We start from the raw sequence: 26,717 nt of genomic DNA on the forward strand, positions 1-26,717 counted from the left end.
TCGCGGTCTTCGCCACGTGATCGTTGTGCGGGCACTGCCAGGAAACCGCGGGTGACGGTTTTAAGATTTTCAGGTGAACCGGCTCCCGGATCGCGGGAATCAGGTCCATAGAACCTCGTAAAACAAAGCCCACTGCTCGCACAGTGGGCTTCTCGGTCAGCTATTAGTCACGCAGTTACTGAGGGGAAACTTCGGTCTTCGGCTTGCCGAAGTGCCATTCGTAGACCACGAACTTGAAGTCCTTCAGGTCGCCCTTGGCGTCGTACGACAGGTCGCCAGTCGGGGTCTTGAAGGTGCCGGCGTGGATCGCTTCGGCCACCTTCGTGGTGTCCTCGGACTTGGCCGCCTTGATACCGCCGGCGATCAGCTCGACCGCGGAGTAGGCCGGGAACACGAACGGACCGCTCGGATCTTTGCCGTCGGCCTTGATGGCGTCGACGATGGCCTTGTTCGCTGGATCTGCGTCGAACGACTTCGGCAGGGTGACCAGCAGGCCTTCGGAGGCGCCCTGGGCGATCTGCGAGATGGAGTCGTTACCCACGCCTTCCGGGCCCATGAACTTGGCTTTCAGGCCTTTCTCTTGAGCCTGGCGCAGGATCAGGCCCAGCTCTGGGTGGTAGCCGCCGTAGTAGACGAAGTCGACGTTGTTCTGCTTGAGCTTCTGGATGATCGAGGAGAAGTCCTTGTCACCGGCGTTCAGGCCTTCGAAGACGGCCACCTTGGTGCCTTTCTTCTCCAGGGTCTGCTTGACCGCGGTGGCGATGCCTTCACCGTACTGCTGCTTGTCGTGCAGGACGGCGACCACTTTCGGTTTGACGTGGTCGGCGATGTAGTTGCCGGCGGCCGGGCCCTGGGCGCTGTCCAGGCCGATGGTGCGGAAGATCAGCTTGTAGCCACGGGCGGTGATTTCCGGCGAGGTGGCGGCGGGGGTGATCATGATCACGCCTTCGTCTTCGTAGATGTCGGACGCAGGCTGGGTGGAGCTGGAGCACAGGTGGCCGATCACGAACTTGACGCCATCGTTGACCACTTTGTTGGCGACGGCCACGGCTTGTTTAGGGTCGCACGCGTCGTCGTATTCCTTGGCTTCGAGCATCTTGCCGTCGATGCCGCCCTTGGCATTGATGTCCTTGATGGCTTGCTTGGCACCGGTGAACTGCATGTCGCCGTATTGAGTCACGGGACCGGTCTTCGGCCCGGCGATACCGATCTTGATGGTATCGGCGGCAAACGAATGGCTGGCAACCCCGGCCAGAACCATTGCGGCAAACAGCTTGGAAATCTTGATCATAGTGCTCCACTCATTCTGTTGTAATTCTTATAGTCCTGAGGCCAGGGCTACAGACCGGGCGGGATTCGCGGCCTGGCTACGCCATGCCGTAAGCCCACCTTCCCCCGGAACATGTCCCGGAACTGTACCGGTACAGTGTAGAGCGCCGTCCGAGCGCTTGAAAAGCGGGCGAAAAGCGTCTGTCTCGAGGGGTGTCGCCTGGTCGACATAAAGATACAGAAAAGCGCCATCAATTTGCCTGCATCTTCGGCCCGTCCCCACAAACTCGGGCCGGATCGACCAAATTACGTATTTGAAATCAGGTTTTTCTGCAAAAATGCCGACCTTTTTTGTTGGTCGATTCTTTGCGCAGGTAAACCCATGACTGATCAAGTAAGCACCCTCTATGCCAAATTGCTCGGCGAGACCGCCATCATCGAGTGGAAAGCCCTGGAGCGTTTCTGGGCCAAGGGTGACCTGATTTGGGTCGACCCCAGCCTCGACCTGATCGCCGTTGCCGAGGCGATGGCCGAGAATCGCAGCGAGATCTTCGCCAAGTGGCGTAGTGATGGCACTGTCGGACCGGTTTCCGCCGAGCAGGCGCTCGACCTGCAAACCCGCGATCCAGAGATCTGGGCGGTGGTGGTTTCGCCGTTCATCGTGATCCAGGCGAAGAAAGCGGAATAAGCACGCGCTTTTTTAGTGCGTGAAAATGCGCAGGCGCCTCGCGGTGGTGCGCGTTGACGCTCACGTAAGGTGGAAACAAGTAACAGTGGCGGGGTGATTTGGCGGGGCGGTAACAGTTTACGGCATGCGTAATGGGTGGGCGGGTGATGCGCGTAGGAGCCGGCTTTGCCGGCGAACACCGGCGCCGCCGGTGCCAGCCACCGCGGCGCTTGGTTCGCCAGCAAGGCTGGCTCCTACAGGCGTGGGGCGGCTTAGTAGTCCACGCGCCCGGTGTGGCTATTCAGCGAGATCACCCGGGTCTTGCCGATACGGTGCCTGAAGATTTCGCGCAGGTACTTCACCGCCTTCTTCACGCACTCGCGCGACAGGCGAATGTCGTTGATCGACACGAAGCGGCTCTTGTCGTTGATCAGCTCGCGGTACTTCTTCTCGTACATCGGCTTGATCGCGTACCAGTTGGTGTCGAGGATCTTCGCCGGGTTCTCGAATTCGTTCAGCAGGTCGTCGATGCTGTCTTCATCGAAGTGCTCGCTGGTGATGAAATCGAGGATGGCGTTGTCCAGGGTGTCGTCGAAGCGGTACGGGGTGCGGGCGAAGCAACGCTTGATGAACGCCACGATCAGGGTCAGGAAGTCGTCCGACAAGCACGGGCTCTTGGCGATCAGGGTGGTCAGCGACAGGTTGGCCGAGGCGCCGATCACCAGCGCGTAGCGCTTGAGCGTGGTGTTGGGGAACAGGCTGTTGAGGTGGGTCTTGAGCCGGTTCAGGTCCATGTACGACAGCTTGTAGTCCTTGGGCAGCGAGACGATCGACACCACCGACGAACAGTTCTTGAAGAAGTGCAGGTCGTGCAGCGCCGCGGCGTCGTAGCCCGAGGCCTGGTACTGCTCCAGCGCGGCGCGGTAACGGCGCGACTCGATCGGCAGCAGGCTGATGCCTTCGATGGCCTGGGTCTGCTTGTTGAAGTGCGGCAGGTCGATGGAGCGGAAGAACAGGTCGTCGATATCCAGGCGCGGTTGCTCGCGCTCGAACACCTTGAACTTGTCCGAACCCTGGGCCGGGATCTCCGGCACCACCGACTCGGCATAGGCGATGGCCACGGGGCCGGCCAGGCTCATGAACAGGTCGTTGGCGTCCAGGCGGATGGTCTCGCCGATGTCGATGCCAGCGCGGCGGAAGTAGTTCTGGTCGTAGTCGGTGGTCACCGCCTGGGCGGTGAGGATGTTGAAGATCTGCTGGGAGATGTACTGGTTGGCGTGCTTCTCCATGGCGTTGACGTCGATGTTCTGGATCGTGCCGTCGTCGCTCTCTTCGGCGTAGCGCATGATGTCGTTGGAGATCAGCATCATCGCGTTCCATGGGCGAATGCGGCCCATGACGCTGGCTTCGCTGCTGTCTTCATTGTCGAAGTTGTACGAGAAGTCCCATTCCTCCGACAGGTATTTGCACAGCAGGCGCCCAGCGTTGATGTGCAGGGCTTCGGACATCTCGCTGCGGTGGTCGGAGGCGTTCGGCAGCACGCAGATGCCGCTGGTGAAGATCGGTTCGAAGACGAACGAGTGCCCGCTCTTGCCGTCGTTCTCGTCGGCCGGCTTGGTGTCGAAGGTCTTGTTCATGTACGAGTACTGCTGGGCCAGGCCGAATTCCGAAGCCATGCCCGAGCCGGTACCGCCGCCGGCGCTGAAGATGTAGAAGTACAGGCGCGACTGGTTGGCCTTGATGCCGCAGGAGTCGATCAGGTATGAGTGGATCAGCTTCCAGTCGGCGCTGGAGAAGCGCTGGGTGTCCTTGTTGAGGATGATCTTGGCCAGGTACTGGCCGAGGATCGGCGCGTTGCCGGCGCCGCCGGCATGCACCTCGGACAGGTCCATGATCTTCATCTTGCTGTAGTCGCGCAGGAAACCGCCGCGCTCGCCCTTGCGCGAGAAACGGATGCGCCCGGCGATGTCCTTGTCCAGGTCGCCGAGCATGACCAGGGGCTCTACCAGGAATACTGGTTTGGTGCCCTTGTTCTGCACCAGGCGCAGGTTCTGGCGGATCCAGCGCGCCGGGCTGTAGCCGGTTTCGCCCTTGTTTCGGTCCTCGTTGTTGAACTCGTTGAGGAAGAACGTGCGGGCGTTGTACACCAGCTCCGCCACGTCCAGGGCGATGTTCGAACCGCAGCGGCCCAGGCCGATCAGGCACACCGAGGGGAACTGCTGCTCCAGGCGCAGCTGGTCTTCGTTCTCGACGTGCAGGTTCTGCGGGAACACCAGGTCGCGCAGGCCGTCGAGGTTGTCGAGGATGCGCTGGATGTCCTGTTCGGTGAAGTACAGGTACTGCTGCGCCGGCAGACTGCGGCTGGCAGGAAGATCTCGAGCACCACTGGCAGTCAGTGACGTGGGAGTGAGCGACGACTCAGGGACCGCATTGGCAGAAGTGTTCGTAGAGGTCATAGTGCGCCATTTGCCTGGAGTGGTGGGTTCCCCGTTGGAATATGTCATCTAGCCATCACGGAGAAATTTCGCGACTTTATCAGTGCGTCTTTTTCTTGTGCGATAGGGGTTTTCCCTAGGCGTTCTAAGGTTTTCTCCTCGCACCCGCATTGCATCGTCCGTTTGTCACGCTTCTTTAATCTGGAGTCGTTCATGAATACTGCTTTGCCTTCGCTGGGGTTCGCCGGGATCGGCCTGATGGGCTTGCCGATGTGCCGTCGGCTGCTGGCGGCGGGTTATCCGCTGACCGTGTGGAACCGCAGCCCGGACAAGTGCGCCGAACTGGTTGCCGCAGGGGCGCGTCTGGCCGCGAGCCCTGAGGATCTGTGCAATGGGGCGGACATGGTGTTGCTGTGCCTGGCCGACACGGCGGTGGTGCGCGAGGTGGTATTCGGCGAGGGGGGCATCGCCAGTGGTGGGCGCAGCGGCCAGTTGCTGGTGGACTTCTCCAGCCTGGAGCCCACCGCCACCCGTGAAATGGCCGCCGAACTGGCGGCGCTGCGTGGCATGGCCTGGCTCGATGCGCCGGTGTCGGGCGGCACCCCGGGCGCCGAGGCCGGTACCCTGGCGATCATGGTCGGTGGCGAGGCCGCGGACCTGGAGCGGGCGCGCCCGGTACTCCTCACCCTTGGTCAGCGGGTGACGCACATGGGCGGTGTCGGCGCGGGGCAGGTGACCAAGGCCTGCAACCAGATGATCGTCGCCTGCAATGCGCTGGTGATCGCCGAGGTGGTGGCTCTCGCCGAGCAGTCAGGGGTGGACGCCAGCTTGATCGCCGAGGCATTGGCCGGCGGTTTCGCTGACTCGAAACCCTTGCAAATCCTTGCCCCGCAAATGGCCGAGAGCCGTTTCGAACCGGTCAAGTGGCATGTGCGCACCCTGCTCAAGGACCTCGACACCGCGGTGAAATTCTCCCGCGAGCAGGGCTCGGCAACGCCGCTCAGTGGCCTCGCCGCGCAATTGATGCGTCTGCACGGTAGCCAGGGCTACCTGCAAAAAGATCCGGCGACCCTGGTAGCGCTCTATCGCAGCAAGGGCTGAGCGTGTCGTGCTGGCGGTCGAGCCGTTCGAGCACCGGCCGCAGTTCGCTTGGCGGCAACGGGCGGCTGAGCAGGTAACCTTGCAGGCAATCGCAGCCGTGGGCGGCGAGGAACGCCTGTTGCTCGGGCGTCTCCACGCCTTCGGTGACCACCTTCAGGTGCAGGGTGTGGGCCATGATGATGATCGCCTGGACGATTTCCCGGTCCTTCTGGTTACCGGGCACTTCCTGGATGAATGAGCGGTCGATCTTCAGCACGTCCAGCGGCAGGCGCTTGAGGTAGGCCAGGGACGAATAGCCTGTGCCGAAATCGTCGATCGACAGGGCCACGCCCTGGGCGCGGATGCGCTTGAGCAGCTCGATGGTGTGGTGGATGTCGCCCATCAGGGCGTTCTCGGTGACTTCCAGCTCCAGCTGGCGCGCGGCCAGGCCCGCCTGGAACAGCGCCATCTCCACTTCCGTGGCCAGCTCCTCACGGCCCAGGGTCAGGGCCGAGCAGTTGACCGTGACCTTGAGGTGGCCATAGCCATGCCGGTTGAGCTGGGCCAGGTCTTCACAGGCGCGGCGCAGCACCCACAAGTCGAGCTCGGCGATCAGGCCGTTGGCCTCGGCGATGGGGATGAACCGATCAGGGCTGAGCAGCCCATGTTGTGGGTGCTGCCAGCGCACCAACGCTTCGAGCTTGCTGACCCGCCGGCTGTGCAGGTCGAAGATCGGCTGGTAGTACACGCACAGCCCACGCTCCTCGAACAAGGCCAGGCGCAGTTCTTCTTCCAGTTGCAGCTCCAGGGTGGCGCGGGTCTTCAGGCCGCTGCTGAAGAAATGCAGGCTGTTACGCCCGCAGCCCTTGGACTGATAGAGCGCCAGGTCGGCATTCTTCAACAGCTCTTCGGTGCTGTGGCCGTCGTCGGGGAAGATACTGATACCGATGCTGGTGGTCATCACCATGCGTCGTCCGGTCAGGTCGATCGGCTCCTTCATCCGCTGCATGATGCGCTGCGCGAGGTGGCGCGCCTCGTCGCGGTTGTTCAGGCTGGTGACGATGCAGAACTCGTCGCCACCGAAGCGCGACACCAGGTCGTTGCCGCGGGTTGCCGCCTTGATATGCCCGGCGATGACCTTGAGCAGTTCGTCACCGGCGACATGCCCGAGGCTGTCGTTGATGCGCTTGAAGTGGTCGATGTCGAGGAACATCACCGCCAGCATGCCGTCGTTGGCGCTTTGCTCGGCCAGGCGCTCGGCGAACACCTGGTTGAAGCCGCGACGGTTGACCAGGCCGGTCAGGGCGTCGAAGTGAGCGGCCTGTTGCAGGGACACCCGGGCCTGGTCGAGCTGGCTGAGCAGCAGGTTGACCCGACGCAGGTCGTGCTCCTTGCTTTGCAGTTTCTTGTCGGCCAGCGCGGCGCTGATGCTGCTGCCGCTGATCAGCAGGGTAATGACGGCAATGGTCAATGCCAGTTGCAGGCTGTTGTCGGTGGCGGGCAGGCGCAGGGCGGTTTCACCGGGTATCACCAGGGTCATCGCGGCCATGCCGGTGAAATGGGTGAGCACGATACCGCCCGCCATCAGCACGCTGGCGCCATGTTTCATCAACAGGTGCAGGGTGCCGCTGCCCTGGCGGAAGTAACGGGCCATCAACAGCGCCACGAGACTTGTAGCCATGGCGATGCCGACAGAGGCCAGCAGCAGCCCGGTCTGGTAGTACTGATGGGCGCTGGTCTGCAACGCGGCCATGCCAACGTAGTGCATGGTGCTGATGCCCAGGCCGATGAACAGCGTGGCCTGCAGGTAATGGCTAAGACGCATCTCGCTGCGGTCGAGGCTGTTCATCGCCAGCCAGGCGGCAATCAGGGCGATCAGCAAGGACAGGGCGGTCAGGGGAGCGTCATAGTGGAGTTCCAGCGGGGCCTGAAAGGCCAGCATGCTGATGAAATGCATGGCCCAGATGCCACCGGCCAGGCAGCAGGCACCTAGCACCCGCCATTGTCGGCGCGCCGTGGGGTCCTCGCTATGGCTCTGGCGTTCGGCCATGTCCAGGGTGGCGAAGCAGGCGGCACTGGCCACGGTGAAGGCGAGCAGCACTAGGAAGGGGTTGTGTCGGCAGTCGAGGATGATTTGTCCGGTCGCCGGTAGCTCGGCGAACAATCGCAGTCCCAGCCACTCCATTGCAGGCCTCTTCGTCGAGTGAGCCTTTGTCCCCACTGAGCGCGGATGGACACTGTTCCTGCAGGAGTATAGGAAGGGGTGCTTAAGCCTTCCTGATTAATGGCACTTTGATCTCTATCGTTTGGATATGAGGCTAATAGCGCAGCGGTCTAAACGAGTGTTTTGTGAGTGGTTCGCCGGCAAGCCGGCTCCTACAGGCGTTTGTAGGAGCCGGCTTGCCGGCGAACGGGCGTCAGCCCGCCACCAGCACCCGGATGGCTTCCAGGCGCAGTGCGGCTTTCTCCAGCGCCGCCATGCCATCCTCGCGCTGCTTGCGCAGGGCGTCGATTTCGCTGTCGCGCACGGTGGGGTTGACCGCCTTGAGCGCGGTCAGGCGCGCCAACTCTTCATCCGCCTCGGCCGCCAGGCGTTGCTGGGCCTGGGCGACGCGCTCCTCGTGCGTTGGCAGGACCTTGGCCTCGCCTGCGGCGATGCGCTTGGCCAGCACATCGCGCTGGGCCTGGACGAACTTGTTGGAACTGGCCCGTGGCACGCTCTCGAGCTGGTCGTTGAGCGTTTCGAAGGCCACGCGTGCCGCCAGGTCGTTGCCGTTGGCATCGAGCAGGCAACGCAGCGCCGCCGGTGGCAGGTAGCGGCCCAGCTGCAGGCTGCGCGGCGCTACCACCTCGCTGACATATAGCAACTCGAGCAGCACGGTGCCGGGCTTGAGTGCCTTGTTCTTGATCAGCGCGACCGCGGTGTTGCCCATCGAGCCGGACAGCACCAGGTCCATGCCGCCCTGAACCATCGGGTGTTCCCAGGTGAGGAATTGCATGTCTTCGCGCGATAGCGCCTGGCCACGGTCGTAGGTGATGGTCACACCTTCGTCGTCACCCAGCGGGAAGCTGGCATCGAGCATCTTTTCACTGGGCTTTAGCACCAGGGCGTTCTCGGAATGGTCTTCGCTGTCGATGCCGAAGGCGTCGAACAGGGTTTCCATGTAGATCGGCAGGGCGAACTGGTCGTCCTGCTCGAGGATCGCCTCGACCAGTGCCTGACCTTCGCCGGCGCCACCGGAGTTGAGCTCCAGCAGGCGGTCGCGGCCACTGTGCAGCTCGGCTTCGAGATTTTCACGTTCTGTGCGGGCTTCAGCCACCAGCTTGCCCCAGGCTTTCTCGTCACCTTCGGCGAGCAGCGGCAGCAGACGCGGGCCGAACTGGTGCTGCAGGGCGTTGCCGGTCGGGCAGGTGTTGAGGAAGGCGTTGAGGCCTTCGTGGTACCACTGAAACAGGCGTTCCTGCGGGCTGTTCTGCAGGTACGGGATGTGCAGCTGGATCGTATGTTTCTGGCCGATCCGGTCGAGACGGCCGATGCGCTGTTCGAGCAAATCCGGGTGGGCCGGCAGGTCGAACATCACCAGGTGATGGGCGAACTGGAAGTTGCGGCCTTCACTGCCGATTTCGGAGCAGATCAGTACCTGGGCGCCGAACTCTTCGTCGGCGAAGTAGGCGGCGGCGCGGTCGCGCTCGAGGATGCTCATGCCTTCGTGGAACACGGTGGCTGGAATACCGGAGCGCACGCGCAGGGCGTCTTCCAGGTCCATGGCGGTCTCGGCGTGGGCGCAGATCACCAGCACCTTGGTGCGCTTGAGCATCTTCAGGGTGTCGATCAGCCAGTCGACCCGTGGGTCGAAGCGCCACCAGCGTTCTTCGTCGCTGGTCTCGCCCTGGGCCTGGAAAGCGACCTCTGGGTACAGCTCGGCGCGCTCGCCCGACGGCAGTTCGGCGTATTGCTCGGGGTTGGCCAGCGGGTAGGGGTGCAGCTGGCGCTCGGGGAAGCCCTGGATTGCCGCCCGGGTGTTGCGGAACAACACGCGGCCGGTGCCGTGGCGGTCGAGCAGCTCGCGGATCAGGCGCGCGCTGGCCTGGCTGTCGCCATCGCTGACCGCGGCCAGCAGCGCTTCGCCTTCGGCGCCAAGGAAGCCTTGGATGGTCGCGTGGGCCTTGGCCGACAGGCGGCCTTCGTCGAGCAGTTCCTGTACCGCTTCGGCCACCGGGCGATAGTTTTCGCTTTCGGCGCGGAATGCGGCCAGGTCGTGGAAACGGTTGGGGTCGAGCAGGCGCAGGCGGGCGAAGTGGCTGTCCTGACCGAGCTGTTCAGGCGTCGCGGTGAGCAGCAGCACGCCCGGGATGACCTGGGCCAGTTGCTCGACCAGTGCGTACTCGGGGCTGGCCTGTTCTTCGTGCCAGACCAGGTGGTGGGCCTCGTCGACCACCATCAGGTCCCAGCCGGCGGCGAACAGCGCGTCCTGGGCCTTTTCGTCGTCGACCAGCCACTCCAGGGCCACCAGCGCCAGCTGGGCATCCTCGAACGGGTTGCTGGCGTCGCTTTCGATGAAGCGCTCGGCGTCGAACAGCGCCACCTGCAGGTTGAAGCGTCGGCGCATCTCCACCAGCCACTGGTGCTGGAGGTTCTCGGGCACCAGGATCAGCACGCGGCTGGCACGGCCGGACAGCAGCTGGCGGTGGATCACCAGGCCGGCTTCGATGGTCTTGCCCAGACCCACTTCGTCTGCCAGCAACACGCGCGGGGCGATGCGGTCGGCGACTTCACGGGCGATGTGCAACTGGTGGGCGATGGGTTGCGCACGCACGCCACCGAGGCCCCACAGCGAAGAGAGCATCTGCTTGCTGTTGTGTTGCAAGGTGTTGTAGCGCAGCGAGAACCACGACAGCGGGTCGATCTGCCCGGCGAACAGGCGGTCGCTGGCCAGGCGGAACTGGATGAAGTTCGACAGCTGCGTCTCGGGCAACGTGTGTGGCTGGTTCTGCCCGTCGATGCCGTGGTAGACCAGCAGGCCATCGACGTCCTCGACCTCGCGCACGGTCAGCTTCCAGCCCTCGAAGTGGGTGATCTGGTCGCCAGGCGAGAAGCGCACGCGGGTCAGCGGCGCATTGCGTAGCGAGTACTGGCGGGTGTCGCCCGTGGCCGGGTAGAGCACGGTCAGAAGGCGGCCATCCTGCGCCAGGATGGTCCCAAGACCGAGCTCGGCTTCGCTGTCGCTGATCCAGCGTTGCCCCGGTTGATACTGCTGCGCCATACTGCCAAAACTCCCGCGATGAAAAAGCCGGCTATGTTAACGGATCGGCTTCGCCAGACCAATGAATGTGAAGAGTCTAGCGCTTTCATCGACGAATACCGTCCCGTCACGAGGGCCACGCGCCAACATGGTTGCCAAGCACCGCTGGTTGAACGTCACCTTGGGCCTGGGCAGCCTTGCGCTGCTGGCCGCCTGTGAACAGAAAAGTTTCGAAGTGCTGCCGCCGATTCCGGTCGAGCAACTCGAAGTGCTGGGCGTGCAGACGCCGATCAAGAGCGTGCACTTCCACGACCGCGAGGGCGAGGGCCTGCTGGTGCTGAGCCGGGTCGACGGCCAGGCCACCGACCCCGACACCGAGGAAGAGGTCGACAAGGTGGTGCTCAAGGCCACTCTTTATGGGCGCAACGCTTCGTCTGATGCCTTCAAGCCGCGTTGGCAGATCGAGCAGGAAACCACCTGTGCCGGCCTGGACCTGGATGTCGACTTCTACAACGACGTCAGTGACGTCACCGACCTGAACAAGGACGGCGTGGCCGAAGTGACCGTGGCCAGCCACTCCTTCTGCGGTGGCGGCATCGACCCCCACGACATCGCCATCGAGATGCGTGAGGGCCAGGCGGCCTACACCATCACGGGGCAATCGCTGATCAGCCCTCCCGGTGAAGACGCCTTCGGTGGCGAACGCGAGGACAGCGCCTCGCTCAAGAGTGCCCCGCAGGTCTTGCGCGAGCATATGGACGCAGTCTGGCAGCAGGTCTACAAGCGGCCTTGGAGCGAGACCTCCGCGCCAGCCGACGACGACCCGGAAGACGATACCGAGTAAGCGCGGGCTATACTTGCCCAGGTGCGGCGCTGTGACGCGCCGCACAGCCTGGCCCGCACGCATTCAAGGCGGCTGAGCACCGGCCGACACAGTGGCCATAGGAGACCCTGCCATGCTGCCACCGATCATCCCGCTCAGCGCCGCGCCCGTCACGTCGCAACTCGACCCGGTCAAGCCGACGCCGGACATTCCGCCGGTGGTGCCTGCGCAGCCGTCCTCCAGCGACGGCACCGTCGACCTCAAGCAGCACCGCGACCCCGAAGAGCAGGCGCTGTTGTTGCGCGAGGAACAGCGCCGCCAGCAGCAACGGCGCAGGAAGGGCGAGGCGGAGCGCTTCGAAGCCGTGCCGGGCGACGAACTCAACGCCGACAACACCGTGCCGGTGGCCCCCATGGGCGAACGCACACGCCAGGGTTTGCTGGTGGATATCGAGGTCTGAAGCGTCCACGCCTAGCCAGCAGCGCGATCTACCTGCATCATTGAGGCCTCTGCTGTCCGTCGAGCCCGCCATGAGCCAAGACAACCTGATCGACTTCGGCGCCGAACGCGCCAAACGCATCCACGACCTCAACGACAAGCGCCTGAACGACATGCGCCAGGCCTTCGAACAGGCCATGCCGCTGGCTGCGCAGAAGAAGAAAAAGCCCAAGGGCAAGCCCAAGAAGCGCTGAAACTTGATGCAGGTCAACCCTGCACCCGCCTCCCGTGCCCGGTCCCGGGCACCATTGACCCCGGTCAATTTCCCCCCTCCTGCCATTGGTTACCTTGCACCCATCGGATGACGGCACACCAAGGGAGGGGCCGACATGTTCTTCGACAACGTGGTTATCGCCGGTGTGGTAACGGTCGGGCTGATGTTGGCGTTCTTCGCCGGTCTGGGAATTTTCATCTGGAAGGATTCGAACAAGCGCAAGCAGCGCTGATCCTTCCCGATTCACGAGCACGCAAGGCATTTAGGGCGACTTCGGTCGCCCATTTTTTTGCCTGGAATTTTCTGCGCCCTGTTGTAGGAGCGGATTCATCCGCGATGCGCCGCCCCGCGGCGCTCGATTTCGCAGGCGCAGGAACGCTCCCCGCCAAACAAGATGATTAGCTAGCTAATTAATGCTTTCCGTCTTATCCTCTCTCTTGTTGTCTATCGTTCTCTCTACACCTCAATCTCCCGCAAGGTCCGATTCGTGCCCATCACCCTCCAGGCCCTGTTCGCACCCAGCAGCCTCGCCCTGAAGTTCGCCCTCAAGACCTTGCTCGGTGGCGGCCTGGCGCTGTGGCTGGCGTTGCGCTGGGGGCTGGAGCAGCCTGCCTGGGCCTTGATGACCGCGTTCATCGTGGCCCAGCCGCTGTCGGGCATGGTGGTGCAGAAGGGCCTTGCGCGGTTGGCCGGGACGCTGGTCGGTACCTTCATGTCGGTGGTGTTCATTGGTCTGTTCGCGCAGACGCCTTGGCTGTTCCTGCTCACCCTGGCGCTCTGGCTGGCGCTGTGCACCGCCGCCTCCACCCAGTTGCGCAGCGCCTGGGCCTATGCCTTCGTACTGGCCGGCTACACCGCGGCGATCATCGCCCTGCCGGCGATCGATCACCCGCTGCAGGTGTTTGACCAGGCCGTGGCCCGCTGCACCGAAATCAGCCTAGGGATCTGTTGCGCCACCGCCAGCAGTGCTCTGGTCTGGCCCATGCGGGTGGAACAGCAACTCGCCGGCCAGGCCCGCCAGGCTTGGCAGAACGGTCTGCAGGCGGCCAGTGCCATGCTCGCGGGCGAAGACGAGGCGCGCAAAGGGCTGCTGGAGACCCTCGGGCGTATTGTCGCCATTGACGCCCAGCGCGAACACGCCTGGTTCGAAGGCAATCGCGGTCGGCAACGGGCCCGGGCGATCCAGGGCCTGAGCCAGAAACTCATGGTGCTGTTGCGCCTGTCGCGCTCGGTGCGCCGGCAGTGGCGTCAGCTCGACGAGGCCGAAGCCCGGCACCTGTTGCCCTGGCTGGACGAGGTCCGCGCCCAGCTGGCCACGCCCAGCCAGCCCAGCCTGCTGGTGCTGCGCCAGCGCCTCTGGGACGCGGCCCACGACGAACGGATAAGCTCCGCCGAGCACTACTGCCTGGCACGCCTAACCCTGCTGCTGGACTACGCGATGGCCGCCAGCCAGGCCCTCGATGATGTGGAGCAGGGCAGGGCGCCGAAGGAAGTCGCGCAAAGCCTGGCCGCCCACCGCGACCTGTCGCTGGCCCTTTTGTTCGGATCACGCAGTGCCCTGGCGTTCCTGGTGATGAGCAGCTTCTGGCTGGCCACTGCCTGGCCTTCGGCGCCGGGTGGCCTGGTGTTGACCTGCGTGGTCTGCAGCCTGTTCGCCAGCCGCGAGAACGGCGCGCAGATCGGCTTGAGCTTCCTGCGTGGCATCCTGCTGGCGATCCCGGTGGCGTTCCTGGTCGGGCAGATCCTGCTGCCGCAATGGAGCAGCTTCGCCATGCTTTGCCTGGGCATGGGCGTGCCACTGTTCTTCGGCGCCCTGGGCATGGCTCATCCGCGCATCGGCGCCACCGCCACCTCCTACTGCCTGCACTTCATCGTGCTGGTGGCGCCGCTCAATGCCATGCATTTCGACGTCGCGAGCATGCTCAACAGCGCCCAGGCCATGCTGGTGGGGGTGGGCGCCGCAGTGCTGGCTTTCCGCCTGGTGGTGCTGCGCCATCCGGCCTGGCTGGGTCGGCGTCTGCGGGCGGCCACCCAAGGCGACCTGGTGCGCCTGACCCGGCGTGATCTGCGCGGTGCCGACAGCTGGTTTGGCGGCCGCATGGCCGATCGCCTGATGCAGCTGGCGCGGCATGCCAGCGAATTGCCGGAAGCTGAGCGCAAACGTTGGGATGATGGCCTGCATGGCCTGGACATTGGCGACGAACTGGTGCACCTGCGCATGTGCCTGGCCGTGGCCAATGCCCCCCTGGGCAGCGCCGAGCGCCAGTACCTGCAACAGCTGGAGGCGGTGCTCGCCAGCGGCCCGGCGCCTGGCCGCGGCCAGCGCCTGGATGCCGCCAGCGAACAGTTCATCGAAGCCCTGCATCGCCAGACGCCCAGCGATCCGCTGCGCCTGGCCGAAGGGGCGGTGTTGCAATTGCGCAAAAGCTGGGGCAAGTGGTGCCGCTGGCAGGAGGATACCCATGGGGCTGCGTGAGTGGGCGCTGGGCGGCGTGCTGCTCAGCCCGTTTCTGATCTACGTGTTGATGGCGCTGTTGCTCACCGGCGTGCTGCGCCTGGTGGTCCAGGCCACCCCCCTGGGGCGCTGGATCTGGCATGAAGCGCTGTTCGACGCGGCGTTGTTCGTTTGTGTCCTGTACCTGGTGGTACGTCTACTGGGCCCAATGTAAGGAGTCGTTAGATGCGTACAGCCGTACGTACCCTGGTCACCCTGTGCGTGGTGATCCTTGCCGTGTTCGCCGGCTACCAGCTCTGGCAGTACTACATGCTCACGCCCTGGACCCGGGATGCGCGGGTGCGTGCCGACGTGGTGGTGATCGCCCCCGATGTGTCGGGCTGGGTCAGTGCGCTCAAGGTCCGCGACAACCAGCAGGTCAAGGCCGGTGAATTGCTGATGACCATCGACCGCGAGCGTTTCCAGGCCGCCTTCGATCAGGCCAGTGCCGTGGTCGAGACCCGCACCCAGCAACTGCGTCTGCGTGATCGCGAAGCGGCGCGGCGCACAGCGCTGGGGACCGAGGCGATCAGTGCCGAGCTGCGCGAGAACGCCCAGATCAACGCCGCCGTTGCCCGCGGCGAACTGCATGAAGCCGAGGCGCAGTTACAGGTGGCCAGGATCAACCTGGCACGCAGCGAGGTGCGCGCCCCACGTGGCGGGCATATCACCAACCTGCGCCTGGCCGAGGGCAACTTCGTCAATACCGGGCAGTCGGTGATGGCGCTGGTGGACGATGCCACCTTCTATATCCAGGCCTATTTCGAGGAAACCAAGCTGCCGCGCATTCGTGTCGGCGATACGGTGAACGTGTGGTTGATGGGCGCGGGCGAGTCGATGCAAGGGCATGTTGAAAGCATCAGCCGTGGGATCACCGACCGTAACTCGACACCTGACGGGCAGTTACTGCCGGAGGTGGAGCCCACCTTCAACTGGGTGCGGCTGGCGCAGCGGATTCCGGTGCGCATACGGTTGGACCAGATCCCCGAGGGGGTGACCTTGAGCGCGGGGATGACGGCCAGCGTTCAAGTGCATGAGGATCAGTCTGAACGCTGAGTCGGACGGCCCATCGCGGGAAGGCGTGGGAGCGGGCTTGCCCCGCGAACACCGGCGAAGCCGGTGCCATGCAGTGCGGTGGCTGGTTCGCCGGCAAGCCGGCTCCTACCGGCGAGCGGCGGCTGTTCTCAGGGCTGCTGCGCGGTGGCCGCCAGCACGATTTCGCGAATGCACACCTGCTGTGGCTGCTGGTAGGCCCACAGGATCGCCCCGGCCACATCCTCGGCGCTCAGCACCACGCCGCCCATGTCATTGGTTTTCCAGGCCTCGTAGCCGCGCTTGATGTCCTCGTCGGTGGTATGCCCCAGCAACTCGGTCTCCACCGCGCCCGGTGCGATGGTGACCACGCGCACGTTGTGCGGCGCCAGTTCCTCGCGCAGGTTCTCCGACAAGCCATGCACGGCGAACTTGCTGCCCACGTAGGCCACATGGTTGGGGAAGGTCTTGCGCCCGGCCACCGAGCTGACGTTGATCAGCGTGCCATGGCGCCGTTCGACCATGCCGCCGATCAGCGCATGCACGCCATTGAGCAGCCCCTTCACATTGATGTCGAACATGCGTTCCCACTGCTCCGGGTCCTGCTCGCTCACCTGCCCGAGCAGCATCACCCCGGCGTTGTTCACCAGCGCGTCGGCCGGCCCATGCAGGGATTCGGCTTCCTTTACGGCTGCCACCAGCGTGGCGCGATCACGGATGTCCACCGCGCGGCACAGGGCATTGGGCAGTGCCAGGGCTTCCAGGCGCTCCAGGCGCCGGGCAATCAGCAGCAAGGGGTGGCCTGCAGCGGAAAACAGACGGGCTGTGGCGGCGCCGATGCCGGAGCTGGCGCCGGTGACGATGATCAGTGGTTTGTTCATGGTGGCCTCCAAGGCATAATCGCTTTCGATGGCAGGGATTCTAGATAGCACTCCCAGCCATGAAAAACGGCATATTTCTCTGGCTGGCATCGGTTCTATCTATGGATATCCGTCACCTCAAGGCGTTCATCGCGGTATTCGAGGAACGCAACATCACTGTAGCCGCCCAGCGCCTGTGCGTGGCCCAGCCGACCTTGTCGGTGACCATCCGCCAGTTGGAGGACGATCTGGGCGCCGAACTGTTTACACGCCAGGCCCGTGGCGTCGAGGTCAGCGAACAGGCCCGTGAGCTGTATCCTCTGGCCTGTCGCATGGTGGCCGAAGCCGACGCGTTGCGCCTGCGTTTTCGCCAGGGGCAGGAGCGGGTGCCCTTGACCTTGGGCATCGAGGCGGATATCGCGCCGGCCCAACTCGAGGCATGCGTGCGCCTGGCCAGCCAGGCAGTGGCCGGGTTGCAACTGACCTTGCTGGAGGGCTGCGACGGTGACGCGCGGCTGGCCGACGAGGCCCAGCGTTGCGAGGACGAACTGTTCCTGCCGCTATGGGAGGAGGCCTTTGTCCTGACGATGGCCACGGGCAGCCAGCCGGACGGACGCTGGATCACCTGCCCGCAGCACCCCTCGCACCAGCGGTTGATGAGTCTCTATGACGAGGGGGAGCAGGTCGGGCAAGCCGGCTCGCTGCAGCAGGCCCTGATCATGGTCGCCGCTGGCCTGGGGGCGGCGTGGCTACCCCAGTCACTGGTCGAGCGACACCCCGGGGTCTACTGGCAACCCGCCCCGGGGTTGGCGTTGCGCCGTCGGATCGGTCTGTGCCTGACCACCCAGGCCCTGGCACTGCCGGCGTTGACCAGCTTGCACCAGGCACTCATGGGGCCTTGAACGATCAGAGGAACATGCCGCCGGAGACTTCCAGGCGCTGCCCGGTGATCCAGCCATTGCCCTCTTCCAGCAACAAAGCGATGGCCGCGCCGATGTCATCGGGCAAGCCAACCCGCCCGAGCGCGGTGTTCCCGGCAATGAAGTCGTTGACTTGCGCGTTGTCGCGCACCACCCCACCGCCGAAGTCGGTCTCGATGGCGCCCGGCGCAAGAATGTTCACCCGGATACCACGTGGCCCCAGCTCCTTGGCCTGGTAACGGGTCAGCACTTCCATCGCCCCCTTCATCGCCGCATAGGCGGCATAGCCGGGCAGGGCGAAGCGGGTCAGGCCGGTGGAAATGTTGACGATGCGTCCGCCGTCGGCAATCAAGGGCAGCAGGCGCTGGGTCAGGAAGAAGGGGCCCTTTAGCTGGATGTTCAGCAACTGGTCGAACTGCGCTTCGCTGGTTTCGCTGAACGGCACGTTCAAGCCGATGCCCGCGTTATTCACTAGGAAGTCCAGCTGATGGCGACCAAACCGCTGCTCAAGGGTGTCACCCAGGCGTTCGATGAAGGTGGCGAAGCTGGCGCTGTCGCTGACGTCAAGCTGCAACATGGCAGCCCGCACGCCAGCCTGTTCCAGCCTTGCTGCCACGGCCTGGGCCTCGTCGGCCTTGCTGTGGTAGGTGCCGATGATATCGACGCCGCGAGCGGCCAGGTGTTCGGCGGCATTGCGGCCCAGGCCGCGGCTGGCGCCAGTGATCAAGGCGATCTTGCGAGTCATTGCGGTTACCTCGTGGTGGGGCGGTGGCTGTTGGCGACAGGTTATTGATCGGATGGATGCTGTTAAATCCAGTGAATCCGGAAATACTGTTCGTTAAATTTGGACAGTGGATGCCATCGATGAATAAGCTGGAGCTTTTGCGCACCTTCGTGAGGGTCAGCGAGTTGTGCAGTTTCACCCAGGCCGGCGACAGCCTCGGGCTGCCGCGTTCGACCGTCTCCGAGCAGGTGCGGGCGTTGGAAAACCTGCTCGGTACGCGCCTGTTCAACCGCACCACCCGTCGGGTGCAGGTGACCCAGGACGGCGCGCTGCTCTACGAGCGCAGCAAGGACCTGCTGTCGGGCATGGACGAAATCGAAAGCCTGTTCCGCACCGACGATGCCGAGCTGGCCGGGCGTCTGCGCATCGACCTGCCAACCATGATGGCGCGGCGGGTCATCGTGCCGGCCCTGCCAGGGTTTCTCGAGCGTTTCCCGCGGCTGGAGGTGGAGATCAGTTGCACCGACCGCCAGGTCGACCTGCTGCGCGAGGGGTTCGATTGCGTGATGCGGATCGGCACGCTGGGCGACCTGGACGTGGTGGCTCGCCCGGTTGGCCGCCTGAGCATGTGCAATTGCGCCAGCCCTGCGTACCTTGAGCGCCATGGTATTCCGAGAAGCCTCTCGGACCTCGCCGACCATAGCCTGGTCCACTATGTGCGCACGTTAGGTGCCCGCAGCCAGGGGTTCGAGTACGAGCAGGACGGCGAGCTGCGTTTCCAGGCCATGGGCGGCGTGGTCACGGTCAACAACGCCGAGGCCTACTCGGCAGCTTGCCTGGCTGGTCTTGGCTTGATCCAGGTGCCGGTGGTCGGGGTGGATGAACACCTTCGTCGGGGTGAACTGGTGTCGGTGCTCGAGCCCTGGCAGGCGCAAGCGATGCCGGTGTCGCTGCTGTACGCCCGGCAACGCCATGTGCCGCGCCGGGTCCAGGCCTTCATGAACTGGCTGGCGGTATTGCTGGAACCCCAGGTCGATCCAGCGGCAGGCGCAAGCTGAACAAGGTACCGCCCTGGACGCTGGACGCCACTTCCATATGCCCGCCGTGGGCCAGGGCGATCTGGCTGGCAATGTACAAGCCCAGCCCCAGGCCTTGTTGCGGGGTGTCGGACATCGGGCGAGTGAAGGGCTGGAACAGCAGCGGCAAGGTCTGGGCAGGAATCGGCGTGCCCTGGTTGTGCACGCTCAGGTTGAAGGTGCGGGCCTCGATGCTGGCACACACGGTCACCGGACTGTCTGGCGCGCCATGGGCCAGGGCGTTGGCGATCAGGTTCGACAGAAGTTGCGTGATTCGCTCGCGGTCGCAGAACAGCCCATTGATTTCGCCGATCTGCAGGTCGATGCGCCGTTGCGGGTGCACCCGCTGCAGCTCCGAGGCGACATGGCACAGCGCCTCGCGCAGGTCGTGGCAGGGTTGCAGGTTGAGCGCGATGCCGGCGCCCAAACGCCCACGGGCGAAGTCCAGGACATCGCGCACGAGCTGGGTGGCACGTTGGCCGCAGGTCAGGATGTGCTGGGCGATCAGCAGCTGTTTGTCATCCTGCAGGCGCTGGCTCAGCAACTCGGCGCCGGCGGTGATGGCAAACAACGGGTTGCGCAGATCGTGCCCCAGCACGGCAATGAACTGTTCTCGCACTTCAGCCATGGCCCGTTCCTTCTGCAGGGCCTGCTCGGTGCGCTGGGCGTTTGCCTCGCTCTCGATCTGGATCGCCAGCAAACGTGCGAAAGATTCCATCATTGGCTGGATGGCCGTGCCCTTCAGTGCGGTCGGGTTAGGGTCAAGGGCGCAGATGGTGCCGAAGAAGCTGCCATCGGTACGCAGCACCGGTACCGAGATGTAACTCTCGAAACGGTACTGTTTCGGCGCGTGATGAGCGCAGTACTGCTCATCTTCGCTGGCCTTGTCGATCACGATGGTCTGGCGGGTGCTGCGGATCTCGTGGCACAGCGTGGTGGCCACGTCGAGCTCGCCACCTACATCCAGGCCAAAACCCAGGGTGTCCTGCACGGCGCAGGCCGTCCAGCTGTTTTCGGTCACCCGCGCCACGGCGGCAAAGCGCAGCCCGGTGGTCTCGCAGATCACCTGGAGAATGGCGGGCACCGCATTGATACGGCCGATGATGGCGATGTCGGTGCTGACGGCCTGGGTCATGAACGTTCCGCAGTGATCACTGGCAAAAGGGGTCATGAACCAGTCTAGCGGGCTTGTGAAAGGCGAATGAAAAACCTTGGCGAACAGTCTCGCAGTTGCGTTAGGCTGGCACCTGCGCGTAGCCCACCAGAGGCGACCGCCCCAGCCCGGCGTGCGTCACTTCCGAACTTTTTGCGAGGTTACGTCATGGCCATCACGTCCCAGGACATCTGCAACGCCGCCGACCAGCTCAAGGGTTTCGTCGGTTTCCACGGCAAGCGCGGCACCCATATCGTGCGCTTTTCCGAAGATTCGTTCGGCATGGATGTGGCCGACGACAGCATTACCCCCTGCAGCGAGTTCGTCTGGCGCGCCGAAGGCGATCGGCGTATGGCACTGTGCCGCGAGCGCCTGGCGCTGCTGTTCGGCCAGCATGTCGACGACCGCCTGAACATCGGCGAGCCCCTGCGCCTCTACCTGCGGCGTACCGACCTGCCGGAAATCGTCGCCGAGCGCAGCCCCATCACCCGATAGGTGTCGGTGGCTCAGGAAACGCCTTGGCGTACATCCCGCGCCGACAGCAAGGCCTCGAAGCCTTCCCGGTCTACCGGCTTGCTCAGGTAGTAGCCCTGCACCTCGTGGCAGTTCTCCTTGCCCAGCGCCTGGAGCTGCTGCTCGGTCTCCACCCCCTCGGCGGTGACGGTCAGGCCCATGGCCTGGCCGAGGCTGATGATGGCCTGAACCACCGCCTTGTCGTTACCGCTCTGGCTGCTCAGCCCGGCAATGAAGCGTTTGTCGATCTTGATGCTGTCGAACGGATAAGTGCGCAGGTAGCCCAGCGACGAGTAGCCGGTACCGAAATCATCCATGTTCAGGCGCACACCCAGTTCCTTGAGCGCGAGCATGGTGCCCAGGGCGCCCTCGATATCGTTGAGCATGACGTTCTCGGTGATCTCCAGTTCCAGGCGCTGGGCCGGGAAGCCGGTCTCCAGCAGCACCTGGCGCACATCGGCGACCACGTCGCTGCGGGAGAACTGCGCGGGTGACAGGTTGACCGACACCAGCAACTCTTCGGGCCAGTCGCGGGCAGCGCGGCAGGCTTCGGCCAGCACCCAGCGACCCAGGGGCACGATCAGGTCGCTCTGCTCGGCCAGCGGGATGAACGTGTCCGGCCCCAGCAGGCCCTCCTGGGGGTGTTGCCAGCGCAGCAGGGCCTCGACCGAGACGATGTGCAGGTCGTCCAGGCGATAGCGCGGTTGATAGTGCAAAACGAACTCGTGCTGTTTGATGGCCCGGCGCAGGTCGTTTTCCAGCTGGCGACGGTACTGGATCTGCTGGTTCATCTCCGGCGAGAAGTAGCGCCAGGTGTTCTTGCCGTCGGCCTTGGCCTGGTAGAGGGCGATGTCGGCGCAGCGGATCAGTTCGCCGGCATCGTAGCCCTGGACCCGGGTCTGGGCTACGCCGATGCTGGCGCCGATATGCAATTGATGCGCCTCGTAGCTGATCGGTTGCTGCAGCAGGTCGAGCAGGCGGGCGCAGAAACGGTCGATTTCGCTGCGGGTGTCCACGCCATGCAGCACCAGTACGAATTCGTCGCCGCCCAGGCGGGCGACCAGGTCATCGTCACGGGTGGTGTCGCGCAGGCGATTGGCGACTTCCTGCAGCACCGCGTCGCCAGCGGGGTGGCCGAGGGAGTCGTTGATCGGCTTGAAGCTGTCCAGGTCGAGCAGCAGCAAGGTCAGGGGCGGCGAGTCGCTGCCGCGAAGCAACGCTTGTTCGAGGTGACGCGACAGTTTGTTGCGGTTGGCAAGGCCCGTCAGGGCATCGTGCATCGACAGGTGCTGGATGCGGGCATGGGCGGCGACCTCGTCGGTGATGTCGCTGGCCGTGCCGCGGAACCCGGCGAGTTTGCCGTCGAACACGATCGAACGCGCCGAGACGCGGCAATAGCGGTTCTGCCCGGTGGCATCGTCGTAGTTGCAGCGCAGGTTGGCCAGTTGTTGCGCGTCGCTGTCGGCCTGGCTGTCCAGCCAGGGCAGCAAGGGCGTGGTGTCACAGGCCAGCAACTGGTTGAGTGGCTGCCCCAGCCAGTGCTCGACCGGGTAGCCGGTGACCTTGACGAAACGTTGCGACAGGTAGGTCAATCGATGGTGCCGGTCGGTCTCCCAGATCCAGTCGGACGCTGCCTCGGCCACGGCCCGAAAACGCTGCTCGCTGGCCTCCAGGGCCTGGTTGCTCTGCTGCAGGCGCAGCAGGCTTTGGTCGATGGCCTGGGAACTGCGTAGGGCGTGGCGGAACAGGTAGGCCAGCACCAAGCCCATGATCAGCAGCACACCCAGCAAAGGCGGAAGTACTGCCCATAACAACTGGCGGCCGGGCTCGGGGCTGTCCCAGGCCAGGTGGTAGCCGGTATCACCCAGGTCGATATGGGGTTGTTCGGGCGCTTCGGCGACGTTTTTCTCCAGGCGCATCCTGGCCAGCCCTGCGCCTTCGCCCAGGCGGGCGAGCTTCGCTTCGGTCAACTGGTCGATGAACAGCATCACCGGTGCCTGGCTGACCTCGCTTTCGGTCACTTCCTTGTCGGGCCTTATCGCCGCGGCGCTGAGCACCGCCGGCCAGCCATTGAAGCGAATGAAATGGGTGACTTGCTCGCGTGCCGGGGCGGCCTTGCGCGCTTCGTCGATCAATGGCGCCAACGCGGTGTCCACATAGGCGCTGGCGGGGGAGTGGCTGGGCTTGCCTTTGAACAGCGCGTAGCTGGTGCGCTCGTCCTCGACCACGAATACACCCTCGTAGCCGCTGGCGCTGTACAGCGATTCGCCGACGTTCTTCTCGTCATAGGCCCATTGCCAGTCGACCTTGCCAACCAGATGCTCGTAGGCGACGTCCCAGACGGCATAGCTGGAAAGAAACTGACGCGAGGCCAGCAGCCGTTGCTCCAGCGCCTGGGTGGCGTGGAAGGTGCTGCGGTCGCGCTCCTGCCGGTCGAGGGTGGCGGCGATGTTGAACAAGGCACCGAGGGCGATCAGGCAGGCCAGGCCGAACACGGCGCAGAAGCCGCCGACCAGCCGACGCATCTGCAGGCGTGAGGTGGGGGTGGAAGGTGAAAGGTCGACGTTCCTGTCCATGTACGGGCGACTCCTTCGACAGCCGTCTTCCGCCCGAGCCTGGGGGAAGCTTCACTCAGGATAGGCCAGCCTGAGCGCTGTGACGCCGCCGCGGGCGAAATTGACCTGGTCGCGCCCCTGGTGCTTGGCCGCATAGAGCGCCCGATCGGCCTCGGCCAGCCAGTGCTCCGGAGTCGGCAGGCCTGGCTGGAATGCCGCCAGGCCGATGCTGAGGCTGATGCGCAGGTCCGGCAGCTGCGGGTTTCGATAGTCGCCCACGCGCTCGCGCAGGCGCTCCATGGCCTGGCAGGCATGGGCTTCCTGTGTGCCAGGGAGAATCACGCAGAACTCGTCGCCACCGTAGCGCCCGGCCAGGTCATCCTCGCGCAGGCTGCGCTTGAGCTCCTGGCTGAGTTGGCGCAACACGCAGTCGCCGACTACATGGCCGTAGGTATCGTTGATGGTCTTGAAGTGGTCGATGTCGATCAGGGCAATGACCGCCGGCAGTTGTTGTTGCTGGCAGATCTGGAACTTGAGCAGCAGCAGGTCCTTCCAGGAACCATGGTTGAGCAGGCCGGTAAGGCTGTCGGTGCGGCTCAGGGCACTGAGCCGGCGCTTGTGCTCGGCCAGCTTGATTGCCAGCTGGTAGCACACCCCGCCCAGGGCCAGCGGGTACAGCGTGAGCATCGGCAGGCAGGCAAGTACCTGCAATTGCGTGGCCTGCGGTTGCAGTCCGGTGCCGAGCAGGGCGCTGGCCAGCAGCATGCCGCAAAGCTGGGCCAGCAGGCCCCGCACCAGCAGGCGCTTGCCACCGGCGGCGACGTTGTTCATGGTCATCATCGACAGGATGGTCACGCCGGGCAGCGGGTTGAAGTGCATGGCCGCAGTCCAGAAGCCGCCCATCAACGAGTCGAGCAGCATGTTGCGTTGTTCAGCTTGGTACGGGTTGGCCGAGTGTCGCGCCCATGCGTAAGCCACATGCGGCCACGCCAGGCCGTTGAAAAGCAGCAGTGCCCAGGCCCAGTGCGGCAGCGCCAGCGGTGCGACGGCGGCCATCACGCTGAACAGGCCGATGCCCAGGCCGATGATCCGCGGCAGGTAGATGCGCCTGACGAAAGAAAGCCCCTTGCCGCTGCGGTTGTCGATCATGGTTGTCGTTCTTCTGTGAGGCGCCGTTTATCGCATAAGTCGTGTGAATATTGTTGAACAATCGTTCATCTGCGAAAAATGACCTTGCAAGCCAATTCACGGTTGATCCGATCCCTATGGAGTAGCATGAAGGCTTTCCTCTTGCTCGGAGTGTTCCTGCTCATGGTCCCCATGGCTACCCCTGCCGGCGAGTCGGCACCGCATCGGGATGGACGTTTTCACAACCAGGTCGCGCTGCCCAAGGATGGAGTGCTCAAGAAGCTGCGCATTGGCTTCAAGTACCTGCTGCTGCGCAAACCGCCCGAAACCCGACCGGATGCGGCGCTGAGCCTGCAGCCCATGACCCGCCAGCAGGTGCTCGATGCCCCGGACCATAGCCTTTGGCGCCTAGGGCACTCCACCGTATTGCTCAAGTTGCGCGGGCGCTTCTTCATTACCGACCCGGTGTTCGCCGAGCGCGCCTCGCCCGTGCAGTGGGCCGGGCCCTTGCGTTTCCATGCGCCGCCTCTGGCGCTCGATGACCTGCCGCCGCTGACGGCGGTCATTCTTTCCCATGACCATTTCGACCACCTCGATGAACAGGCCATTCGCCGCTTGGCGCCTCGCACTGAGCATTTCCTCGCGCCGCTGGGCGTGGGCGATCTGCTGGCCGAATGGGGAGTACCGCCCGACAAGGTGCGGCAACTGGACTGGTGGCAGGAGACCGAGGTCGAGGGCGTGCGCTTCGTGGCCACCCCGGCGCAGCATTTTTCCGGGCGTGGGCTGTTCGACAGCAATCGTCGGCTGTGGGCGTCCTGGGTAATGATTGACGAAGACCTGCGGGTATTCTTCAGTGGCGATACCGGATATTTCGCGGGCTTCCGGGAAATCGGCGAGCGCTATGGGCCGTTCGACCTGACCCTGATCGAAACGGGTGCCTATAACGTAGCCTGGCCAAGCGTGCACATGCAGCCGGAGCAAAGCCTGCAGGCGCATCTGGATCTGCGTGGGCGTTGGCTGTTGCCCATCCATAACGGCACGTTCGATCTTTCTATCCACAGCTGGCAGGAGCCTTTCGAGCGCATCCTTGCATTGGCCAATGCCGAGCAGGTGCAACTGAGCACGCCCCAGATGGGGGAGCGGGTCAGTCTCGATTCCCCCCATCCTGGGCAGAACTGGTGGCGGCCACGGCCTTTACCGCAGCAGGGCAGGGCGGCTGAACGGGCAGTCGCGGTACGCTAGCTTTCTGTTCTCGAGTGTTTTGTATCCTTTAACAGCTTCGAGGGTGGCTTGCCGCTGTCGCTGCGTACCTGGGCATGACTGATCAGGGCGAAGATGAAGCTGCCACCAATGATGTTGCCGGCCAGGGTGGGCAGGGCGAAGTCCAGCCAGAATGCGCGCCAGGTCTGCTCGCCGGCCCAGACCAGGTAGGACACCTCCACCGAGCCCACTACTATATGAGTGAAGTCACCCAGGGCCATCAGGTAGGTGATCATCAGGATGATCCAGATCTTGGCGTGCTCCATGGACGGGATCATCCACACCATGGTGGCGATCATCCAGCCCGAGACGATGCCCTTGGCGAACATCTGCGTAATGCCGTTCTCCATTACCTTGCGGCCCACCTCGAGGAAGGCGGTATCGGTCTTGGCGTCGAAGATCGGCAGCTCGAGCATTACCCAGGCCACCAGCAGCGTACCCGCCAGATTCCCCAGCAGGACGATGCACCATAGGCGCAGCAGGCGGCCAAGGTTGGCCAAGGTGGGGGTGGTCATGACCGGCAGGACAGCAGTCAGGGTGTTCTCGGTGAATAATTGCTGGCGGGCCAGTATGACCGCGAGAAAGCCTGCGGCATAACCCAGGCTGGCGATCACCTGGGCGCTGTCGCCTTCGGGCAAGCGGGCATAGAACAGTCCCATGGCCATCAACGACAGGCCCATGGTCAGGCCCGCCGCCAGCGCCGACCACCATAAGGCGGCGAGGGTACGTTCCAGCTCCTGGTCGCCCTGGTAGCGGATGATCTCGTGCAGCAC

At 64.1% G+C, this 26,717-nt stretch carries 23 protein-coding genes (1 of these 23 only partly in view); 13 read left to right on the top strand and 10 right to left on the bottom strand.

The features are described from left to right. Positions 1-175: 175 nt before the first annotated feature. Positions 176-1,291, bottom strand: coding sequence for a branched-chain amino acid ABC transporter substrate-binding protein (locus PSEEN_RS06005; RefSeq protein ID WP_011532595.1), 1,116 nt, complete (start codon positions 1,289-1,291; stop codon positions 176-178). A 360-nt stretch (positions 1,292-1,651) separates the two neighbouring features. Here PSEEN_RS06005 and PSEEN_RS06010 point away from each other — a divergent pair, with 360 nt between their 5' ends. Then, complete coding sequence (locus PSEEN_RS06010) at positions 1,652-1,957, top strand: DUF2288 domain-containing protein (protein WP_011532596.1); 306 nt, start codon at positions 1,652-1,654, stop codon at positions 1,955-1,957. A 251-nt stretch (positions 1,958-2,208) separates the two neighbouring features. On the opposite strand, the gene PSEEN_RS06015 is transcribed toward PSEEN_RS06010, so the two are convergent. Further along, positions 2,209-4,392: a hypothetical protein gene (locus PSEEN_RS06015; RefSeq protein ID WP_011532597.1), complete on the bottom strand. Its 2,184-nt coding sequence runs from the start codon at positions 4,390-4,392 to the stop codon at positions 2,209-2,211. A 192-nt stretch (positions 4,393-4,584) separates the two neighbouring features. On the opposite strand from PSEEN_RS06015, the gene PSEEN_RS06020 reads away from it, so the two are divergent. Then, positions 4,585-5,472, top strand: coding sequence for an NAD(P)-dependent oxidoreductase (locus PSEEN_RS06020; RefSeq protein ID WP_011532598.1), 888 nt, complete (start codon positions 4,585-4,587; stop codon positions 5,470-5,472). Here the strand turns inward: PSEEN_RS06020 and PSEEN_RS06025 are convergent. Both PSEEN_RS06025 and rapA read right to left on the bottom strand, forming a co-directional pair. Next, the gene (locus PSEEN_RS06025) at positions 5,372-7,636 is read right to left on the bottom strand and encodes a putative bifunctional diguanylate cyclase/phosphodiesterase (protein WP_011532599.1); all 2,265 of its coding nucleotides are present in this window, start codon (positions 7,634-7,636) and stop codon (positions 5,372-5,374) included. The two genes, PSEEN_RS06020 and PSEEN_RS06025, sit on opposite strands and share 101 nt — an antisense overlap. Before the next feature lie 232 nt (positions 7,637-7,868). Further along, on the bottom strand, positions 7,869-10,715 hold the full coding sequence (gene rapA, locus PSEEN_RS06030; protein WP_011532600.1) for an RNA polymerase-associated protein RapA: 2,847 nt from the start codon (positions 10,713-10,715) through the stop codon (positions 7,869-7,871). A 127-nt stretch (positions 10,716-10,842) separates the two neighbouring features. Here rapA and PSEEN_RS06035 point away from each other — a divergent pair, with 127 nt between their 5' ends. The 7 genes from PSEEN_RS06035 to PSEEN_RS06060 all read left to right on the top strand — a co-directional run bounded on the left by PSEEN_RS06035 (position 10,843) and on the right by PSEEN_RS06060 (position 15,779). Continuing rightward, on the top strand, positions 10,843-11,538 hold the full coding sequence (locus PSEEN_RS06035) for a M949_RS01915 family surface polysaccharide biosynthesis protein (RefSeq protein WP_011532601.1): 696 nt from the start codon (positions 10,843-10,845) through the stop codon (positions 11,536-11,538). A 112-nt stretch (positions 11,539-11,650) separates the two neighbouring features. Next, complete coding sequence (locus PSEEN_RS06040) at positions 11,651-11,977, top strand: hypothetical protein (protein ID WP_011532602.1); 327 nt, start codon at positions 11,651-11,653, stop codon at positions 11,975-11,977. Between the two features lie 70 nt (positions 11,978-12,047). Further along, the gene (locus PSEEN_RS26835; RefSeq protein ID WP_011532603.1) at positions 12,048-12,209 is read left to right on the top strand and encodes a hypothetical protein; all 162 of its coding nucleotides are present in this window, start codon (positions 12,048-12,050) and stop codon (positions 12,207-12,209) included. Positions 12,210-12,344: 135 nt separating this feature from the next. After that, positions 12,345-12,461 carry a cytochrome c oxidase subunit CcoM gene (ccoM, locus tag PSEEN_RS27155; protein WP_011532604.1) on the top strand — a complete coding sequence of 39 codons (117 nt, stop codon included), beginning with the start codon at positions 12,345-12,347 and terminating at the stop codon, positions 12,459-12,461. 255 nt (positions 12,462-12,716) lie between these two features. Then, positions 12,717-14,705: an FUSC family protein gene (locus PSEEN_RS06050; protein WP_011532605.1), complete on the top strand. Its 1,989-nt coding sequence runs from the start codon at positions 12,717-12,719 to the stop codon at positions 14,703-14,705. Then, complete coding sequence (locus PSEEN_RS06055; RefSeq protein WP_011532606.1) at positions 14,692-14,898, top strand: DUF1656 domain-containing protein; 207 nt, start codon at positions 14,692-14,694, stop codon at positions 14,896-14,898. Before PSEEN_RS06050 ends, PSEEN_RS06055 begins: the two co-directional genes overlap by 14 nt. Before the next feature lie 11 nt (positions 14,899-14,909). Further along, a complete protein-coding gene (locus PSEEN_RS06060; RefSeq protein ID WP_011532607.1) occupies positions 14,910-15,779 on the top strand; it encodes an efflux RND transporter periplasmic adaptor subunit in 870 nt (289 codons plus the stop codon). Positions 15,780-15,907: 128 nt separating this feature from the next. Here PSEEN_RS06060 and PSEEN_RS06065 read toward each other — a convergent pair whose 3' ends face one another. Continuing rightward, complete coding sequence (locus PSEEN_RS06065) at positions 15,908-16,636, bottom strand: SDR family oxidoreductase (RefSeq protein WP_011532608.1); 729 nt, start codon at positions 16,634-16,636, stop codon at positions 15,908-15,910. A gap of 101 nt (positions 16,637-16,737) precedes the next feature. Between PSEEN_RS06065 and PSEEN_RS06070 the strand changes: the two genes are divergently transcribed. Then, positions 16,738-17,517 (top strand): LysR family transcriptional regulator, encoded by a 780-nt coding sequence (locus PSEEN_RS06070; protein ID WP_011532609.1) that lies wholly within the window; start codon positions 16,738-16,740, stop codon positions 17,515-17,517. A gap of 4 nt (positions 17,518-17,521) precedes the next feature. On the opposite strand, the gene PSEEN_RS06075 is transcribed toward PSEEN_RS06070, so the two are convergent. Next, positions 17,522-18,280: an SDR family NAD(P)-dependent oxidoreductase gene (locus PSEEN_RS06075; protein WP_011532610.1), complete on the bottom strand. Its 759-nt coding sequence runs from the start codon at positions 18,278-18,280 to the stop codon at positions 17,522-17,524. 119 nt (positions 18,281-18,399) lie between these two features. Here PSEEN_RS06075 and PSEEN_RS06080 point away from each other — a divergent pair, with 119 nt between their 5' ends. Beyond that, complete coding sequence (locus tag PSEEN_RS06080; protein WP_011532611.1) at positions 18,400-19,317, top strand: LysR family transcriptional regulator; 918 nt, start codon at positions 18,400-18,402, stop codon at positions 19,315-19,317. Here the strand turns inward: PSEEN_RS06080 and PSEEN_RS06085 are convergent. Beyond that, positions 19,256-20,470, bottom strand: a complete 1,215-nt coding sequence (locus PSEEN_RS06085; protein WP_011532612.1) for a GAF domain-containing sensor histidine kinase — start codon at positions 20,468-20,470, stop codon at positions 19,256-19,258. The genes PSEEN_RS06080 and PSEEN_RS06085 overlap by 62 nt on opposite strands. A gap of 186 nt (positions 20,471-20,656) precedes the next feature. Between PSEEN_RS06085 and PSEEN_RS06090 the strand changes: the two genes are divergently transcribed. Next, entirely contained in the window at positions 20,657-20,983 is a 327-nt protein-coding gene (locus tag PSEEN_RS06090) for a DUF2025 family protein (protein WP_011532613.1), read from the top strand. A gap of 11 nt (positions 20,984-20,994) precedes the next feature. On the opposite strand, the gene PSEEN_RS06095 is transcribed toward PSEEN_RS06090, so the two are convergent. Next, positions 20,995-23,577 carry a bifunctional diguanylate cyclase/phosphodiesterase gene (locus PSEEN_RS06095; protein ID WP_011532614.1) on the bottom strand — a complete coding sequence of 861 codons (2,583 nt, stop codon included), beginning with the start codon at positions 23,575-23,577 and terminating at the stop codon, positions 20,995-20,997. Between the two features lie 51 nt (positions 23,578-23,628). Then, entirely contained in the window at positions 23,629-24,705 is a 1,077-nt protein-coding gene (locus PSEEN_RS06100; RefSeq protein WP_011532615.1) for a diguanylate cyclase, read from the bottom strand. A 126-nt stretch (positions 24,706-24,831) separates the two neighbouring features. Between PSEEN_RS06100 and PSEEN_RS06105 the strand changes: the two genes are divergently transcribed. Next, positions 24,832-25,926, top strand: a complete 1,095-nt coding sequence (locus tag PSEEN_RS06105) for an MBL fold metallo-hydrolase (RefSeq protein ID WP_083789154.1) — start codon at positions 24,832-24,834, stop codon at positions 25,924-25,926. Here the strand turns inward: PSEEN_RS06105 and PSEEN_RS06110 are convergent. Then, positions 25,923-26,717 carry the 3' portion of a formate/nitrite transporter family protein gene (locus tag PSEEN_RS06110; RefSeq protein ID WP_011532617.1) on the bottom strand. Its footprint extends 87 nt past the window's final position, so the window shows 795 of its 882 coding nt (coding positions 88-882); its start codon lies off the right edge, out of view; the stop codon is at positions 25,923-25,925. The two genes, PSEEN_RS06105 and PSEEN_RS06110, sit on opposite strands and share 4 nt — an antisense overlap.

The sequence above is a fragment of the Pseudomonas entomophila L48 genome (genome assembly GCF_000026105.1).
GTDB lineage: Bacteria > Pseudomonadota > Gammaproteobacteria > Pseudomonadales > Pseudomonadaceae > Aquipseudomonas > Aquipseudomonas entomophila.